Annotated in this window: 13 protein-coding genes; 11 read left to right on the forward strand and 2 right to left on the reverse strand. The window is 57.1% G+C overall.

Translation table 11 applies throughout. The annotated features are described in order from the left end of the window. Positions 1–3: 3 nt before the first annotated feature. The 8 genes from CQ018_RS09060 to CQ018_RS09095 all read left to right on the forward strand — a co-directional run bounded on the left by CQ018_RS09060 (position 4) and on the right by CQ018_RS09095 (position 9,265). The gene (locus tag CQ018_RS09060; RefSeq protein WP_105549660.1) at positions 4–759 is read left to right on the forward strand and encodes a YebC/PmpR family DNA-binding transcriptional regulator; all 756 of its coding nucleotides are present in this window, start codon (positions 4–6) and stop codon (positions 757–759) included. A gap of 6 nt (positions 760–765) precedes the next feature. Beyond that, positions 766–1,368, forward strand: a complete 603-nt coding sequence (ruvC, locus tag CQ018_RS09065) for a crossover junction endodeoxyribonuclease RuvC (protein ID WP_105549661.1) — start codon at positions 766–768, stop codon at positions 1,366–1,368. A 175-nt stretch (positions 1,369–1,543) separates the two neighbouring features. Further along, entirely contained in the window at positions 1,544–2,155 is a 612-nt protein-coding gene (gene ruvA, locus CQ018_RS09070; RefSeq protein ID WP_105549662.1) for a Holliday junction branch migration protein RuvA, read from the forward strand. A gap of 11 nt (positions 2,156–2,166) precedes the next feature. Beyond that, the gene (ruvB, locus tag CQ018_RS09075) at positions 2,167–3,225 is read left to right on the forward strand and encodes a Holliday junction branch migration DNA helicase RuvB (RefSeq protein WP_105549663.1); all 1,059 of its coding nucleotides are present in this window, start codon (positions 2,167–2,169) and stop codon (positions 3,223–3,225) included. 180 nt (positions 3,226–3,405) lie between these two features. Next, positions 3,406–3,861, forward strand: a complete 456-nt coding sequence (yajC, locus tag CQ018_RS09080; RefSeq protein WP_258142484.1) for a preprotein translocase subunit YajC — start codon at positions 3,406–3,408, stop codon at positions 3,859–3,861. A 197-nt stretch (positions 3,862–4,058) separates the two neighbouring features. Further along, positions 4,059–5,792, forward strand: coding sequence for a protein translocase subunit SecD (gene secD, locus CQ018_RS09085; protein ID WP_105549664.1), 1,734 nt, complete (start codon positions 4,059–4,061; stop codon positions 5,790–5,792). Continuing rightward, positions 5,785–6,765, forward strand: coding sequence for a protein translocase subunit SecF (gene secF, locus CQ018_RS09090; RefSeq protein WP_105549665.1), 981 nt, complete (start codon positions 5,785–5,787; stop codon positions 6,763–6,765). Before secD ends, secF begins: the two co-directional genes overlap by 8 nt. A gap of 205 nt (positions 6,766–6,970) precedes the next feature. Beyond that, positions 6,971–9,265 carry a bifunctional (p)ppGpp synthetase/guanosine-3',5'-bis(diphosphate) 3'-pyrophosphohydrolase gene (locus CQ018_RS09095; RefSeq protein WP_105549666.1) on the forward strand — a complete coding sequence of 765 codons (2,295 nt, stop codon included), beginning with the start codon at positions 6,971–6,973 and terminating at the stop codon, positions 9,263–9,265. Here the strand turns inward: CQ018_RS09095 and CQ018_RS09100 are convergent. Both CQ018_RS09100 and CQ018_RS09105 read right to left on the reverse strand, forming a co-directional pair. Beyond that, on the reverse strand, positions 9,232–9,912 hold the full coding sequence (locus CQ018_RS09100) for a type IV toxin-antitoxin system AbiEi family antitoxin (protein ID WP_105549667.1): 681 nt from the start codon (positions 9,910–9,912) through the stop codon (positions 9,232–9,234). The two genes, CQ018_RS09095 and CQ018_RS09100, sit on opposite strands and share 34 nt — an antisense overlap. A 189-nt stretch (positions 9,913–10,101) precedes the next feature. Then, entirely contained in the window at positions 10,102–11,640 is a 1,539-nt protein-coding gene (locus tag CQ018_RS09105; protein WP_105549668.1) for a DUF349 domain-containing protein, read from the reverse strand. A 285-nt stretch (positions 11,641–11,925) separates the two neighbouring features. Here CQ018_RS09105 and hisS point away from each other — a divergent pair, with 285 nt between their 5' ends. The 3 genes from hisS to CQ018_RS09125 all read left to right on the forward strand — a co-directional run bounded on the left by hisS (position 11,926) and on the right by CQ018_RS09125 (position 16,187). After that, the gene (hisS, locus tag CQ018_RS09115) at positions 11,926–13,275 is read left to right on the forward strand and encodes a histidine--tRNA ligase (protein WP_105549670.1); all 1,350 of its coding nucleotides are present in this window, start codon (positions 11,926–11,928) and stop codon (positions 13,273–13,275) included. Positions 13,276–13,492: 217 nt separating this feature from the next. Beyond that, positions 13,493–15,289 carry an aspartate--tRNA ligase gene (aspS, locus tag CQ018_RS09120; RefSeq protein WP_105549671.1) on the forward strand — a complete coding sequence of 599 codons (1,797 nt, stop codon included), beginning with the start codon at positions 13,493–13,495 and terminating at the stop codon, positions 15,287–15,289. Between the two features lie 574 nt (positions 15,290–15,863). Then, entirely contained in the window at positions 15,864–16,187 is a 324-nt protein-coding gene (locus tag CQ018_RS09125) for a PadR family transcriptional regulator (protein ID WP_105549672.1), read from the forward strand. Positions 16,188–16,238 lie beyond the last annotated feature (51 nt).

The raw sequence follows: 16,238 nt of genomic DNA on the forward strand, positions 1-16,238 counted from the left end.
AGCATGGCCGGCCACTCCAAATGGGCAACCACCAAACACAAAAAAGCTGCTCTTGATTCCAAGCGCGCCAAGGCGTTCGCCAAGCTGATCAAGAACATCGAAGTTGCGGCTCGCGCAGGCGGCGCAGATCTCGCGGGAAACCCAGGCCTGGAAGTTGCGGTATCCAAGGCCAAGAAAACTTCGGTTCCTAACGACAACATTGATCGCGCCATCAAGCGTGGTGCCGGTCTGACCGGTGAAGTCATCGACTACACCGAAATCATTTATGAAGCTCGCGGCCCACAGGGCTCGGCCCTGCTTGTTGAGTGCTTGACCGACAACAAGAACCGTGCCGCTTCCGAGACGCGCTTGGCCATCACCCGCAACGGTGGCACCGTTGCTGACCCCGGGTCGGTTGCCTACATGTTTGCTCGTCAGGGCGTCATCTCGCTGCCCAAGGGTGAACTTACCGAAGATGATCTGCTCATGGTCGTCCTTGACGCCGGTGCCGATGAGATCAAGGAGGCCGGAGACACCTTCGAAATTCACTGCGAGCCAACCGACCTGCGCGCAGTTGTAGCGGCGCTTGAAGAAGCCGGCATCGACTACGAAACCGACGAAGTCGAATTCGTACCCTCAATGCATGTGGATCTGGACGCGGCATCGGCTCGCAAGTTCCTGAAGCTAGCAGATGCGCTTGAAGAGCTTGACGACGTGCAGAACGTCTACTCGAACGCTGATATCAGCGCCGAGGTCATGGCAGAACTCGAAGAGGACTAATCCACTTTGGCTCTACGAGTGGTCGGCGTCGACCCCGGACTGACCCGTTGTGGGTTGGCCGTGGTCGACGTCGAACCTAATCGGCGTGCAACACTCATCGATGTCATGGTCATCGGCACCGAGTCCGGCACGCCACTTGATCAGCGTTTGCTGGTCATCGCTGATGGCATAGATGCCTGGCTTGATCAGCATAAACCCGATGTTGTTGCCCTCGAACGTGTTTTTTCTCAGCTCAATGTCAGCACCGTGATGGGCACCGCTCAAGCCTCGGGAATTGTCATTGTTGCAGCCGCGCGCCGCGAAATTCCCGTGGCGTTACACACTCCCACCGAGGTTAAGGCCGCGGTTACGGGTTCTGGTACAGCAAATAAGCTGGCAGTAGGAAAAATGGTTGCCAAGATCTTACGTCTTGATGCACCGCCTTCACCCGCCGATGCTGCCGATGCCGCGGCCCTTGCCATTACCCATGGGTGGCGTGGTGCCGCATTCGGTGCCGCTGGTGCTGCCGCCTCGGCTTCCTCACCCCGCAGTGGAACTTCCGGGCTCACCCCGGCCCAGCGAGCCTGGGTTGCCGCCGAGGCCAAAGCGCGCAGCGTCAAAGCCCGCTAAGTAGCAGCGCACGTGGGGGAACTGTGAAGGTGGGCGCCTGCAGCTTCTCTCACGGCACCCTCAAGCGATCAAAGCCACGAACGGACCATAAAACGCGGTAAGCTGTTCGTAGATATATTCGCATAGTCGAGCTTTGGTGTTCGACTAGCCCCACAAAATTCGGAGGACGGCACAGATGATCAGTACGCTCAGGGGAGTGACAGCGCAGGTCAACCTGAACAGTGCAATCATCGAGGTCGGTGGCTTTGGGATGCTGATCCAGGCCACACCGCAAACCCTTGGCACGCTTCATGTGGGACGTGAAGCCTTGGTGCACACCTCAATGGTCGTCCGCGAAGACTCCATGACTCTTTACGGATTTGCCAGCGGGGATGAGCGTGAGGTCTTTGAGATCCTCACCGGTGTATCGGGCATTGGACCACGCACGGGCCTGGCCATCCTTTCGGTACACACACCGGAAGATGTCCGGGTGGCAGCAAGCACCAAAGACACCAAGGCCTTCACCAAGGTTTCGGGTATTGGCCCCAAGGGAGCTCAACGCATTGTTCTTGAACTCTCCGGCAAGCTGACCCCCACGGGTGCTCCCACAACTACCGGAACCGTTGCTGCCCCGTCCTGGGAGCCGCAGGTTATTGAAGCGCTCACCGGACTTGGATGGACCGAAAAGGACGCAAACAAGGCACTGACCGCCCTTGAGAAGTCCGATCCGGCAATTATCGCCGGCGGTATTGTTCCCGAAATTCTGCGCGCAGTCTTGCGTTCACTCGGTCGCGGCACCCGAGTCTAGGAGAAATCACCATGAACGATTCAGGCACCCTGACCAATGCGGGCTCCGAGCCCGAGGAACGCGTCCTCGAGGCAGCACTGCGCCCCAAGAACCTTGACGACTTTGTAGGTCAGGCGCGTGTGCGCCAACAGCTTGGACTCGTTCTGGAAGCCTCCAAGATCCGCGAACGCACTGCAGATCACGTGCTACTCTCGGGCCCCCCGGGTCTGGGTAAGACCACGCTGTCGATGATCATTGCAGCGGAAATGAACGCCCCATTGCGCATTAGCTCGGGTCCCGCAATCCAGCACGCGGGAGATCTTGCCGCGATTCTTTCCTCGCTGACCGAGGGCGAGGTGCTCTTCCTCGATGAGATCCACAGGATGAGCCGTCCGGCCGAGGAAATGCTCTACATGGCGATGGAAGACTTCCGCGTCGACATCATCGTCGGTAAGGGAGCCGGAGCCACCGCGATTCCGTTGGAGCTTCCACCCTTCACGCTCGTTGGCGCCACCACACGCGCCGGACTTTTGCCAGGACCACTGCGCGATCGCTTTGGATTTACCGGCCACCTCGAGTTCTACAGCGTCGAAGAACTCGAACTTGTCCTGCGCCGCTCGGCAATGATGCTCTCGCTGAAGGTCAATTCGGCAGCGTTTTACGAAATCGCCTCCCGTTCCCGCGGCACCCCACGAATTGCCAACCGCCTATTGCGTCGCGTGCGAGACTGGGCGCTGGTGAATAAGCTCGAAAACATTGATGCTCGCGCCGCCTCAGCTGCCTTGGATATGTATGAAGTTGATGCCCGTGGCCTAGATCGTTTGGACCGCTCGGTGCTGCTCGCATTGTGCACCAAGTTCGGTGGGGGACCGGTGGGCCTTTCAACACTTGCCATCGCCGTGGGCGAAGAAACCGAAACTGTGGAGACAGTTGCCGAACCATTCTTGGTTCGCGAGGGCCTGTTGGGTCGCACTCCGCGTGGCCGCATTGCCACGGCTGCCGCCTGGGATCATCTGGGCCTTCGTATGCCTGCCGAGGCAATGTTCGCCGGTCAGGCCGCTAATGAACTCGATGACGAAGACGAGCAGTAACCCCTAGCTATAGCAAATCGCGGTCACTTGCATGGAGAATTCATAGGATATTCGCAGTGCAAATGTTGGGCTTGGTCACAGTTTCTACGTTTTGGCAGGATAGGATGGTTAGGCCCACCGGCTGTAATCACGCTTAGAGATGCACGCCGATGACAATGACTTAGAAACAGGTATTTACTCGTGACCGATTACGTTTTGGCCCAGGCCGCAGCCGGCAAGGCCCCATTCGACCCCACCATGTTGATCATGCTTGCAGCTTTTGGTCTGCTGATCTTCATGATGATGCGTGGCCGTAAGAAGGCTGCCAAGGCTCAGGAAGAGATTCGTTCAAACCTGGCGCCCGGTGCCGAGGTCATGACCCAGTTCGGACTTTTCGGTCGCATTGTGAGCATCAATACCGAAGAGAACAAGATCGTTCTCGAGGTTTCCCCAGGTAGCAACGTCACAGTTCACTCGCAGACGGTTGCCAAAGTTGTTCCTCCGGAGACAGCTGCCCCGGTTGTCGAAGTTCCAAACGATATTTCATCGTTGACTCCGGCCTCGGCCGAGAGCGCCGAAACAACCGAGCTGGCCAACGAAACCGCCGAGGAAACTCTGCGTCGCCTCAACAATGAGGACAACGGCCCGAAGGCCTAAGCCCTACAAACAATTTATGTGAATGGTGTGGAGGAAGAAAACCAATGCAACTCGCATTGGGTGAGCACTCTGAATTACACCGATTTTCACCAAGCGGCCCGGGGCACTGAGAGAAACCAACAGGTCTCCTACCCCGGGTTTTACGCGGAGTCTTCGTTCGCGCCTCGTAGCGGACGCAACAATCAGAAAGCCTCACGATGTCAACTACTGGTCCGATCAAGCAGGCTCGCAAAGCCCTGCTATGGCTCGGCGTTATCTTCCTAGTCTCAGCACTCGTCCTCATTGGAGGAGTGATCGGATCGAAGACGACTTTTGCCCCGAAACTTGCCCTCGACCTGGAAGGTGGCACACAAATGATCCTTGCACCACGTGTGCAGGGAGGTAGCGGTGCCGCTACTCAGGAACAGCTCGATCAAGCAGTGGAAATCATTCGCCAGCGGGTGAATGGTTCCGGTGTCTCGGAAGCAGAAATCACCACCCAATCGGGTCGTAACGTCGTAGTCTCCATGCCAGGTGTTCCAGATGCTCGCACTCGACAGCTCATCCAGGCCTCGGCCAATATGGAGTTCCGCCCGGTCATCGTTGCCGGCGCTTATGAGGCAACTCCTCAGGATCAGCTGACCCCGGAAGCGGATCTGCCGAAGCCAACCGAGGCACCAAAGAATGCTTCGGATACCAACTGGATCACTCCGGAGCTCTTCAAACAATTTGAGGCCTATGATTGCCCGACCGAAGAAGGCAAGGGCGCGGACACCGTTCACCCGGCCGATAAGCCAATGATTTCTTGCAGCCCCGGTGTGGGCTTGAAATACATTCTCGGTCCCCTTGAAGTACCCGGTGCAAACATTGCAGATGCAACCTCTGCCATGGGCCGCGGTCAGCAGGGTGTGGTTACCGGTCAGTGGGTCGTTAACTTGGTCTTCAACCCCGAAGGAACCAAGCAGTTCGCCGAGGTGACTCAGCGACTGATCTCGTTGCCTGGCGTACAGAACCAGTTCGCCATTGTTTTGGATGGAACTGTTATCTCGGCCCCTACCACCAATGCGGTGATTGCCGATGGTCGAGCAGAAATTTCCGGTAACTTCACCGAAGAATCTTCAAAGGCACTTGCCGATCAGCTGAAGTTCGGTGCACTGCCCATTAGCTTCGATATCCAGTCCGAACAGCAGATCTCCGCTACGTTAGGTGCCGATCAGCTCAAGGGCGGTCTGATCGCAGGTCTAATTGGTCTGCTCTTGGTGGCCATTTACTCGATCTTCCAGTACCGGATGCTTGGCTTTGTCACGATACTTTCGTTGATCGCCTCCGGTGTGCTGACCTACCTTGCAATTGTTCTGCTCGGTTGGAGTATGAACTACCGACTCTCGCTTGCCGGTGTGGCGGGTCTGATTGTTTCAATTGGTCTGATTGCCGACTCCTTCATCGTGTACTTCGAACGTATTCGTGATGAACTGCGTGATGGCCGTCCGTTGCCCTCGGCCGTTGAAATGGGCTGGAAGCGCGCTAAACGCACGATTCTTGCTGCGAAGGCAGTGAATATTCTTGCTGCGGTAGTCCTCTACGTGGTTGCCGTCGGCAACGTTCGTGGATTCGCCTTCACCCTTGGTCTCACGGCAATCGTTGACATCGTTGTGGTGTACCTCTTCACCCACCCAATCTTGCAGCTACTTTCCAAGACTAAGTTCTTCGGCGAGGGACACCGCTTCTCGGGTCTTGACCCGTCGCTGCTTGGTGTTGTCCCGCTTTACCAGGGCGCAGGAAAGATTCGCAGCTTCAGCACCGAAGCCGAATCGGCTCGCGGCAAGAAGAATGCAAGTGCCGCGAAGGAAGCCGAACGACGTCAGACAATCGCCGAACGACGTCAGGCAGCTGCCCATTCGGGAGCCACCAAGCACGACGACAGCGCGCAGAAGGATTCATCAAATGGCTAATCTCGCTACATGGGGCAATGAGCTCTACACAGGTAAGCGCTCCTACCCATTCGTGGGCAAGCACAACCTCTGGTTCGCCATCGCAGGTCTACTCGTAGTCCTCTCGATCCTCGTCCCGATCGTCAAGGGTGGGTTCAACCTCGGAATTGATTTCCGTGGTGGCTCCGAATTTACAGTCTCGTCAGTGGAACACACCGACGTGGCCGTTGGTGAGAATGCAGTGCTGGCAATTGCTTCTGATCATCACCCGCGTGTGACAAACATTGCTGCAAACACCATGCGCATCCAGACCGACAAGCTCACCGATGATCAGACCCTGCAGATCGCAGAGGCACTGGCCAGCGCCTACGGCGTCTCCAAGGCCGATGTGACCTCGACATTCGTGGGTCCCACCTGGGGACAGGACGTCTCTAAGCAGGCGTTCATTGGTCTGATTGTTTTTGTGGTGCTGGTGGCCCTGCTCATGGCCCTGTACTTCCGTACCTGGAAGATGTCATTGGCCGCAATCATCGGTCTGCTCACGGTTGTCATCATTACCGCGGGTATCTACGCGTTGTCCGGATTCGAAGTGACCCCATCGGCGATTATCGGCTTCCTGACAATTCTTAGCTACTCGCTCTATGACACGGTGGTGGTCTTCGATAAGATCCGTGAAAATACCGCGGGCTTCGTTGATCAACATAAGCGCAGTTTCTCAGAACTTGTGAACCTGGGTATTAACCAGACACTTGTTCGTTCGATCAACACTTCGGTGGTTGCTGTGTTGCCCGTTGCCTCGATCCTCTTCATCGGTTCGTACCTGCTGGGTGCGGGTACGCTGAAGGATCTGTCTCTGGCATTGTTCGTCGGTATCATCGTTGGCACCCTTGCCACGGTCTTTGTCCAGGCTCCGCTGTACGCGTGGCTTCGCCACAAGGATGCCGATGTGCTTGCACACAATAAGAAAATTGAACTGCAGCGCCAAAGCGCCTAAATCAAAATATGCTCACGGCGGGGAATTGGACGTAACGTCCAGCTCCTCGCCGTCTTGCTTTATGCTCGAGTGCTATAACCTTGCATTAGACGTAGTTTCATCGGTATTCACCCCTCGGGGATAAATGCTTAGCTGAGGTAACTGCGCAGCGCGCGATGACTGGTCAACCCAAAAATCGCATCAATTTCGAGAGGAGACACTTTTCATGGCTGATAACCAGAGTGTCACGATGCCGGGGACCCCGGGTCCACCACCCAAGCGCGGAACGATTTCCCGCCTTGTCCGTCTGGCTGGAAGAGGCGCAACTGCCCAGCCGCCGACTCTTGAACCCCTGCTGCGCACGGTACGGGCACAGCACCCCAAGGCAGACCTTGACCTGCTGATTCGGGCTTATGAAGTTGCCGAGCATCACCATGAGGGCCAAAAGCGCAAGAGTGGGGATCCCTACATCACTCACCCGGTGGCAGTTGCCACGATTCTTGCCGAAATGGGTATGACCGGGGCAATCCTTGCCGCGGCGCTATTACACGACACCGTCGAGGACACCGACTACTCACTGGCGCAGCTGACCAGCGACTTCGGCGAAGAGATCGCCAAGCTTGTCGATGGCGTCACCAAGCTTGACAAGGTCAAATTCGGTGAGGCTGCCCAGGCCGAGACCGTGCGTAAAATGGTCATCGCCATGTCCAAGGACATCCGGGTACTGCTGATCAAACTTGCTGACCGGCTTCACAATGCTCGAACGTGGCGTTATGTTTCCCCCGAGTCCAGTGCTAAGAAGGCTCGCGAAACCCTAGAAATTTTTGCTCCGCTGGCCCACCGGCTGGGTATGAACACCGTCAAGTGGGAGCTTGAAGATCTGTCCTTCGCCGCGCTACACCCCAAGGTGTATGAAGAAATCGTTCGCATGGTTGGTGAACGAACACCCGAACGTGAAAAATACCTGAGCACCGTGCGAGCGGCTATTGGTGAAGATCTAGCCACAGCCAAGCTTAAGGCAACAATTAGCGGGCGACCCAAGCACTACTATTCGATCTATCAAAAAATGATCGTGCGTGGCAAAGACTTTGACGATATTCATGACCTGATGGGCGTGCGCGTCCTTGTCGATTCGGTCAGGGATTGCTACGCCGCGCTCGGCCTCATGCACGCGCGCTGGACACCGCTACCTGGGCGTTTCAAGGATTATATTGCCTTGCCCAAATTCAACCTCTACCAGTCGCTTCACACCACGGTTATTGGTCCCGAGGGTAAACCGGTAGAAATTCAGATCCGCACCCATGACATGCATGTGCGCGCAGAATTCGGCGTTGCCGCACACTTCCAGTACAAGCACGGCGGAACCGTGAATGCTGTTGAGGCAAAAGACGGGCAGTCGATGGACTGGCTGCGAAGCCTCATGGACTGGCAAAACGAGACCAGCGACTCCAACGAGTTCCTTGACTCGCTGCGCTATGAGATCAACTCCGCAGAGGTATTTGTCTTTACCCCCAAGGGACAGATCATGTCCCTACCAGTGGGTTCCACCCCGATTGATTTTGCCTATGCTGTCCACACCGATGTGGGACACCGTACTATCGGTGCCCGGGTCAATGGCAAATTGGTGCCATTGAACTCCGAACTTCATCACGGGGACTTGGTAGAAGTCTTTACCTCCAAGGCAGAAGGAGCCGGCCCCAGCCAAGACTGGGCAGGCTTCGTCAAATCCCCACGGGCCAGAAATAAAATCCGTCAATGGTTCACCAAGGAACGCCGCGAAGAATCAATTGAAAAGGGTAAAGAGCAGCTGACCAAGGCGCTGCGGAAGAACAATCTTCCGCTGCAGAAGCTCATGACCCATGATGTGCTCTCCGCTGTTGCCCAAGAATTACGTCACCACGATATTGCTGCACTTTATGCGGCAGTGGGGGATGGGCATGTTTCTGCACAAAATGTCATCGAACACCTCACCGCGATGGTTGGCGGCGAAGCAAACACCGTTGAAGCAGCCCTCGAGTCGACTCCGATCTACGCTGTTCCGGGTCGACTCGCCGATTCCGATGCGGGTGTTGTAGTTCAGGGTGCCGGGGAAGTCCTTGCAAAGCTTGCCCGCTGTTGCACACCTGTACCTCCGGATCCGATCAAGGGATTTGTCACACGCGGTGCAGGAGTATCGGTGCATCGTGCCGATTGCGTGAACCTCAAACAACTTGAACTTCAACCGGATCGGGTGGTGGCGGTTCAATGGGCTCCCACCAAATCTAGTGTGTTCTTGGTGGAAATTCAGGTTGAAGCGTTGGACCGCAAATCCCTGCTCTCGGATGTCACCAAGGTACTTTCGGATAATCACGTGAATATCTTGGCCGCCAGCGTGAACACCTCAAAGGACCGAGTTGCGTTCTCCCGCTTCGCCTTTGAAATGGGAGATCCGAAATACCTGAACCACGTGCTCAACGCCGTACGACGGATCGATGGCGTCTACGATGTCTACCGCACCACCGGTGGGCACCGCCGCTCGTAGCCACGGACATCTTCTCGATCTTGGTGTGCTGGCTTTTCAGCTATAAGCCGGCGCACCAAGGCAAGAGCCCTAATCCGCCCGGGTCTGCGAGCCGCCAATGCAATCTGATGTTCTATCTTGGTAAAGCTGCAATTCAGCTTTGCCGAGGCATCAATGGCCTCTAGAATTTGTGCTGCCTGCTCGAGTTGGGAACTGAAAGCAATATCCAGTGCAGTTCGCAACGGTGAGGTCACCTTGACGCCACCGAGCCGGCTAATGTGTTCTTCACCGGTTGGTCCCTCACTCATGCGCAGAATCATCCGCGAAGTGGGTGGGCAGGGCCGGTGATAGCGCGGGACGACTATTTCAATCTCGGTTGGACTTGGGGCACACCCGTAGATCCAGGCGGCCGTTCGCTTACACAGTGCACTATCTTCATTGAGGTAGCTTCCCGCAACTCCTGCTGCAACCTTGGCCCGGGTGGCCCCTTCATCGGCAATGGAACCCGGAAGATACGCACCGGGGAGTACCTCACGTAATAATCCACGCAGACGCAATGCCTGCAGCTCGTTGCGGGTAAACGGCTCACCGACTATGACAAGGTGCTGTGCAATATCCGCTGATTGTGGGGGAGCACTTTGCCGGTACTGGTTCGATAGCTTTTCCATCCACCAACTCTTACAGCTTAAGTAGCTGCCGAGGCTGTTAACCAAAAATCTGTGGATAACTTCTTGAACCACTAGTTTGTGCAAAAAGGTGTGGTCCCGTTCGTTCCTCTGACACGAGGATTGAACGGGACCACACCTTTTTGTTGCGTTCTTTAGCTAAGATGTTGCAGGCTCAGCCTAAGGGCTGGATTACTGGAAGTCGGCTGCCGACTTCTGCAGGGTTTCGAGCCACAAGCGACGAGCATCCAGAGCTTCCTGGGCTGCCTTGATCTTCTTCTCTACGCCCTTGGCCTGAGCCTTAGCAAGATCATCTTCAAGACCGGCAATGGCATCCTCAAGCTGAGTCAGCATGGAGTTGGAACGTGCCTTGGTCTCCGGGTTTGAACGACGCCACTGGTCATCCTCTGCCGAACGAACAGCATCCTCGACCTGACGCAGCGAAGACTCGACGCGCTGCATGTCATTGCGTGGAACCTTGCCAGCAGCTTCCCAGCGGTCACGAATTGACTCGAGCAGCTTCTTGGCTGTAGCAAGATCCTTGATTGGTAGCAGGGCCTTGGCTTCAACCAACAGCTCCTCCTTGACCACAAGGTTCGCCGAGTATTCCTCGTCGATTGCTGCGTTTTCTGCTGCACGAGCTTCGAAGAATACATCCTGGGCTGCACGGAAGCGTGCCCACAAGGCGTCATCATCCTTACGAGAGGCGCGCTTGGAGCCCTTCCACTCATCCATCAAACGGCGGTACTCACCGGCAGTGACACCCCAGTCGGTCGACGAGGAAAGCTCTTCGGCGCGAGCAATCAAGGATTCTTTGGTCTTCTTGGCATCAGCATTTGTTGCATCAAGCTGGGAGAAGTACGCACGACGGTGACGGTCAAAGGTGGTGCGGGCACCGCGGAAGCGCTTCCAGAGTGCATCTTCGGTGGTACGACCCAAACGGACACCGGACTTCTGGGCGTTCTTCCACGCATCGAACAGATCGTTCATGCGGTTTGAACCCTGCTTCCACTGAACCGTGGTTGGGTCCAAGGCCGCGAGTTCTTCGGCCTCGGTCACGATGGCCTCGCGGGCCACAAGCTCGGTGGCGCGCAGTTCCTCGTTGACCTTGCGTTCGGTGACGATGAGGTCGGCAACTGCCTCGCGTGCTGCTTCAATACGGGACTCAAGCGCTGGGATATCACCAACCATGGCACGTTCAGCAACCGTGGCGCTCAAGGTGTCAAGGGTCTTATTCATGTCAGAGCTTGGAGCAAGGGCTGCAACGCGCTGTTCGAGCAGCATCAGAGCAGAGACAACCTCGTCGTGCTTGCGCACAAAGTAAGCGAGCGCTTCCTCGGCCGTGGCATCCGGGTACTGACCCACGGGGTGTTCGGCGCCAGCAACGATCAAGAACACGTGGCCATCTTCGGAAACGCGGCCAAACTTAGCTGCTTCCTCCAACGGGGTGGTGAACGTCGGCGGAGCTTGAACCGGCGCCTTGGTCTTGGCCTGAGCGCCCTTGGCACCCGGGCGTGGAACAGCAGGCGCTACGGGGCTTGGAGCTGGGGCCGGAACAGGCTTGGCTTCGGTAGCAGGTACTTCTTCGGCTGCTACGGGAGCTACTTCTTCACTCGGCGCTGCCTGCGCAGCCTCCTGAGCCGCCGGCGTTGCCGGGGTCTCTACTTGCTGCTGCTCTTCGGCCACAACTGCTGGCTGGAGATTGTCGTCGGATTGCTGACTGGTGGTCACCGCTGAAACTCTTTCGCTAAGGATCGGCCCCGGAATGTACGCCGGGACTCAACTGTCACCGCCACTTTACCCGCGTTGGTGCGCCCGTTGGTACTCCTAGAGCAAAATTGAAGTAACTGATCCCTAGGTTTCGCCCTCGGCGCATCGAGTTGGCGATTAGACTTATAAGGTTGCTTGTTCCCAAGACCGGCCACGTAAGCCCCGCTATGAGCGGGTGGAACCGGCCGATTCTTGGTAACCATTTTGGTTTCTACCATCCCCAAAGACTCAAGGAGTACATACTTCATGGCACGCAAGGCCTCAATATCCGGTTTCCCCGAATGGCTCCCACAGGAGCGCGCGGTGGAGCAGCATGTACTAGACACGCTGCGTCGGATCTTCGAGTTGCATGGTTTCGCAAATATTGAGACCCGCGCCGTGGAAACCGTCGGCCAGTTACTGCGCAAGGGCGAAATCGACAAGGAAGTTTACGGACTTTCCCGCCTCGCGGCCGAAGAGACCGCCAAAGACGATCCAAACGCGTTGGCCCTGCACTTCGACTTGACGGTGCCTTTCGCTCGTTACGTTGTCGAAAACGCTGGGCACCTGCCTTTCCCCTTCCGCCGCTACCAGATGCAGAAGGTTTGGCGTGGTGAACGCCCGCAGGACGGCCGCTTCCGCGAGTTCACCCAGGCCGACATCGACGTGGTGGGAGACGGTGAACTACCGTTCCGTTACGATGTGGAACTCGCATTGGTCATTGCCGAGGCTCTCTCTGCACTTCCCATCGGGGACTTCCGCCTGCGCGTCAACAACCGCAAACTTGCCGAAGGCTTCTACCTGGGGCTGGGGCTAGAAGACACCGCCGGGGTGCTGCGCTCGATTGACAAGCTGGAAAAGATCGGTGCCGACAAGGTAACCGAATTGCTCAAGACCGAACTCGGCGCCACAGATGAGCAGGCCGCCGCCGCCTTGGCACTGGCACAAATCTGCACCGCGGATGTTTCTTTCGTGGAGCAGGTCCGCGCACTGGGTGTCACCCACCCGTTGATGGAAGAGGGCTTGGCCGAACTGACCCAAGTCATCGAGGCAGCGGTACGCCGTGCCCCGGGTAAGGTTGTTGCGGATCTTTCGATCGCTCGCGGACTGGATTACTACACCGGCACCGTCTATGAAACCGTACTTGTGGGTCACGAGTCTCTGGGTTCGATCTGCTCCGGCGGACGCTATGAGTCCTTGGCATCCAAGGGCAAGAAGAACTACCCCGGTGTTGGCCTGTCCATCGGTGTGACTCGTCTGGTTTCACGCATGCTCGCCGAAGAGACGGCCGTTGCTGCGCGTCAGGTTCCCTCGGCCGTGCTTGTCACCTTGGCCAACGATGACTCGTGGAACGATGCTCAGGATGTTGCAGCGGCGTTGCGTGCCCGCGGTATTGCCTGCGAGGTTGCCGCCAAGGCAGAGAAATTCGGTAAACAGATCAAATACGCGGATAAGCGTGGCATTCCGTTTGTCTGGTTCACCACCGAAGAAGGTACCCACGAGGTCAAGGACATTCGTTCCGGAGCCCAGGAAGTTGCCGATCCGGCTAGCTGGACGCCGGCCGGGGAAGATCTGCACAACCTGATCTCGTCAGCAGAAACGCTCCTTGAGGCTTAACTTCGAAGTACCGCGAGTCACGAAAGGATGGGCATGTGAACCATCCTTTCGTGACTCGGCGCACACCTAATGCACTTTTAGGGTTTATTGGTGCAATCATGCCGGTAAACTCGCTCATAGATTCTTCACTTTTCGCACCTCGTACTTTTTTGCGCCACCTGCGCGCGAAATGACGGGGATATATGCGCAATTCGCACCCTTTTTGGAAAGGAATGCAGTGCTACGCACTCATCAGATCGGCACCCTCACCGCCGAGAACATCGGAGAAACAGTCACCCTCACCGGTTGGGTGGCCCGCCGCCGCGACCACGGTGGAGTCGCCTTCCTTGATTTGCGTGATGCCTCGGGCTTCGCGCAGGTCGTGGTGCGCGATGAGGAAGACTTCCACCCGCTGCGCAACGAATTCGTGCTGCAGATTACCGGCAAGGTTGAGCGTCGCCCCGAGGGCAACGAAAACCCGGCACTTCCCACCGGTGAAATCGAGGTCCTTGCCGATGAGGTAGTGGTTCTTAACACCTCCGATCCGTTGCCTTTCCAAGTCGATGAGCACGTTGAGGTCGGCGAGGAAGCGCGTCTGCGCCACCGCTACCTTGATCTGCGTCGCCCCACCCCGAACCGCAACATCCGTCTGCGTTCCGAGGCAAACCGTATCGCGCGCAACCTGTTGCACGATCAGGGCTACATTGAAATTGAAACCCCGACGTTGACCCGTTCCACCCCGGAAGGCGCCCGCGACTTCTTGGTTCCGGCACGTCTGTCACCGGGTTCCTGGTACGCACTTCCACAGTCCCCACAGCTTTTCAAGCAGCTGCTGCAGGTCGGTGGCTTTGAGAAGTACTACCAGATCGCTCGCTGCTACCGCGATGAGGACTTCCGTGCGGACCGTCAGCCGGAATTCACCCAGCTGGACATCGAGGCATCGTTCGTCGAGCAGGATGACATCATTGCGCTGGGCGAAGCCCTGGTCAAGGACATCTGGAAGCTCATCGACGTTGAGATCTCGACCCCCATCGCACGCATTACCTACCATGAGGCGATGGCCAAGTACGGTTCGGATAAGCCGGATCTGCGCTTCGGCCTTGAGCTGAGCGACTTGACCGAGTTCTTCAAGGACACCAACTTCGGTGTCTTCAAGGCCCCGCACGTTGGTGCCGTTGTCATGCCAGGTGGCGCATCCCAGCCGCGTCGTCAGCTTGACGCGTGGCAGGAATTTGCCAAGCAGCGCGGCGCCAAGGGTCTTGCCTACGTGCTCTACAAGGAAGATGGCGAGCTCACCGGTCCGGTCGCCAAGAACCTTACCGATGTTGAGCGTGCCGGCCTGGCCGAAGCCACCGGCGCCAAGCCGGGCGACTGCATCTTCTTCGCAGCAGGCAACAAGAACGAGGCCCGCGCCTTGTTGGGTGCAGCTCGTGTTGAAATCGGTCACCGAACCGGCTTGATCAAGGAAGGCGACTGGGCCTTCGTCTGGGTCGTCGACGCCCCGATGTTCGAGCCTGCAGCAGCGGCTGTTGCCTCGGGCGACGTGGCAGTTGGCACCGGCGCCTGGACCGCGGTACACCACGCGTTCACCTCCCCGAAGCCAGAGTTCATGGACACCTTCGACACCGATCCGGAGTCGGCCCTGGCCTACGCCTACGACATCGTGTGCAACGGCAACGAAATCGGTGGCGGCTCGATCCGTATTCACCAGGCCGATTTGCAGAAGCGTGTCTTCAAGATGATGGGCATCGACGACGAGGCCGCGCAGGAGAAGTTTGGCTTCCTGCTCGAGGGCTTCAAGTACGGCGCTCCTCCGCACGGCGGCATCGCACTGGGTTGGGACCGCGTGCTGCAGCTGCTCACCGGTTCGGACTCGATCCGCGACGTCATCGCCTTCCCGAAGACCGGTGGCGGCTTCGATCCGCTCACCGCTGCTCCTGCACCGATCACTCCGCAGCAGCGTAAGGAAGCCGGCGTGGATGCCAAGCCGGCGGTCAAGAAGGCCGAAACCAACGAGTCCGGTGAAGAGAAGTAGTCTTCGCCAGCAGGCACACGTTCTAACTTGTAGTAACTAGTTTGAACCCGCGCAGGCGGGGGAGGAGCAGTAGATCCATTCAAGGATCGGCTTGTTTCTTCCCCGCCTGTTGTTGTTTAAGCCATTACCTAACCGGTCAGCTGGATCCAGGAGCTGCGCTCAGCGGTATTTGCGTGCCCTCAGAAGCGTCCTAAGCGCACTAGCAGGATCTGCCGGGGGATTAGCTAGCCCTAAAACACGCGGAAGTGCGGCTAATTTGGGGTGCCTAGGGCCTGGACGCTGCAGCAGGACCTGTTTTCGTGAGCTGGTTCAGGAGCACACACCATGACGAAGGATCGAAATTCACCAAAAGTAGCCCGATTTAATTCCCACTTTAAACATGTGGATATCCTTGCTACAATTTATTATCTAGATAAATTTTTGACTTAGTTCGCTTTTTCGCCGCGTACGTCAGGCAAGCATACTCACCACCAAAGAAAGGCCACGACGTGAGGGTCTTTTCGGCAACAGAACCACCCAAATATGACGGGAATAGCTCTGCCACTCGCACACAACTACCGGGGGAGTGCCACGCATGATCGAGGAGAAGCAGTATCCAGGTAGCTGGCAGCGAGCAGTGTTGCCCATGAGTTTGTTGGACGCGATCGAGGCGGGACCTAACCACGGTTACGCGATAGCTCAAATGTTGGAGTCCCGTGGCTTCTCACCCATCAAGGGATCAACCTTGTACCCGGCGCTACTCAAGCTCGAAGCCGCGGGACTGTTGGACAGCTTCTGGGAAGAAGGGGATGGGGCACCAGGACGCAAGGTCTACACACTCACCGGTACCGGACGTGGCCACTTAGCCGCACAGCGCGAACTCTGGTCGTTCTTTAAAGACTCGGTGCTGCGCCAATAATTCGGCAGCCATCAAGAATCTGAAGTATCAGCAGGACCTACACACAGCAAT

The organism is Arthrobacter sp. MYb227 (genome assembly GCF_002975435.1).
Taxonomy (GTDB): Bacteria; Actinomycetota; Actinomycetes; order Actinomycetales; family Micrococcaceae; genus Paeniglutamicibacter.

Excerpts from the sequence above, each read along its gene's own strand:
- ruvB (WP_105549663.1), top strand. The coding sequence starts at position 2,167 with ATGAACGATTCAGGCACCCTGACCAATGCGGGCTCCGAGCCCGAGGAA.
- secD (WP_105549664.1), top strand. The coding sequence starts at position 4,059 with ATGTCAACTACTGGTCCGATCAAGCAGGCTCGCAAAGCCCTGCTATGG.
- CQ018_RS09100 (WP_105549667.1), bottom strand. The coding sequence starts at position 9,912 with ATGGAAAAGCTATCGAACCAGTACCGGCAAAGTGCTCCCCCACAATCA.
- hisS (WP_105549670.1), top strand. The coding sequence starts at position 11,926 with ATGGCACGCAAGGCCTCAATATCCGGTTTCCCCGAATGGCTCCCACAG.
- secF (WP_105549665.1), top strand. The coding sequence starts at position 5,785 with ATGGCTAATCTCGCTACATGGGGCAATGAGCTCTACACAGGTAAGCGC.
- CQ018_RS09125 (WP_105549672.1), top strand. The coding sequence starts at position 15,864 with ATGATCGAGGAGAAGCAGTATCCAGGTAGCTGGCAGCGAGCAGTGTTG.
- ruvA (WP_105549662.1), top strand. The coding sequence starts at position 1,544 with ATGATCAGTACGCTCAGGGGAGTGACAGCGCAGGTCAACCTGAACAGT.
- CQ018_RS09095 (WP_105549666.1), top strand. The coding sequence starts at position 6,971 with ATGGCTGATAACCAGAGTGTCACGATGCCGGGGACCCCGGGTCCACCA.
- CQ018_RS09060 (WP_105549660.1), top strand. The coding sequence starts at position 4 with ATGGCCGGCCACTCCAAATGGGCAACCACCAAACACAAAAAAGCTGCT.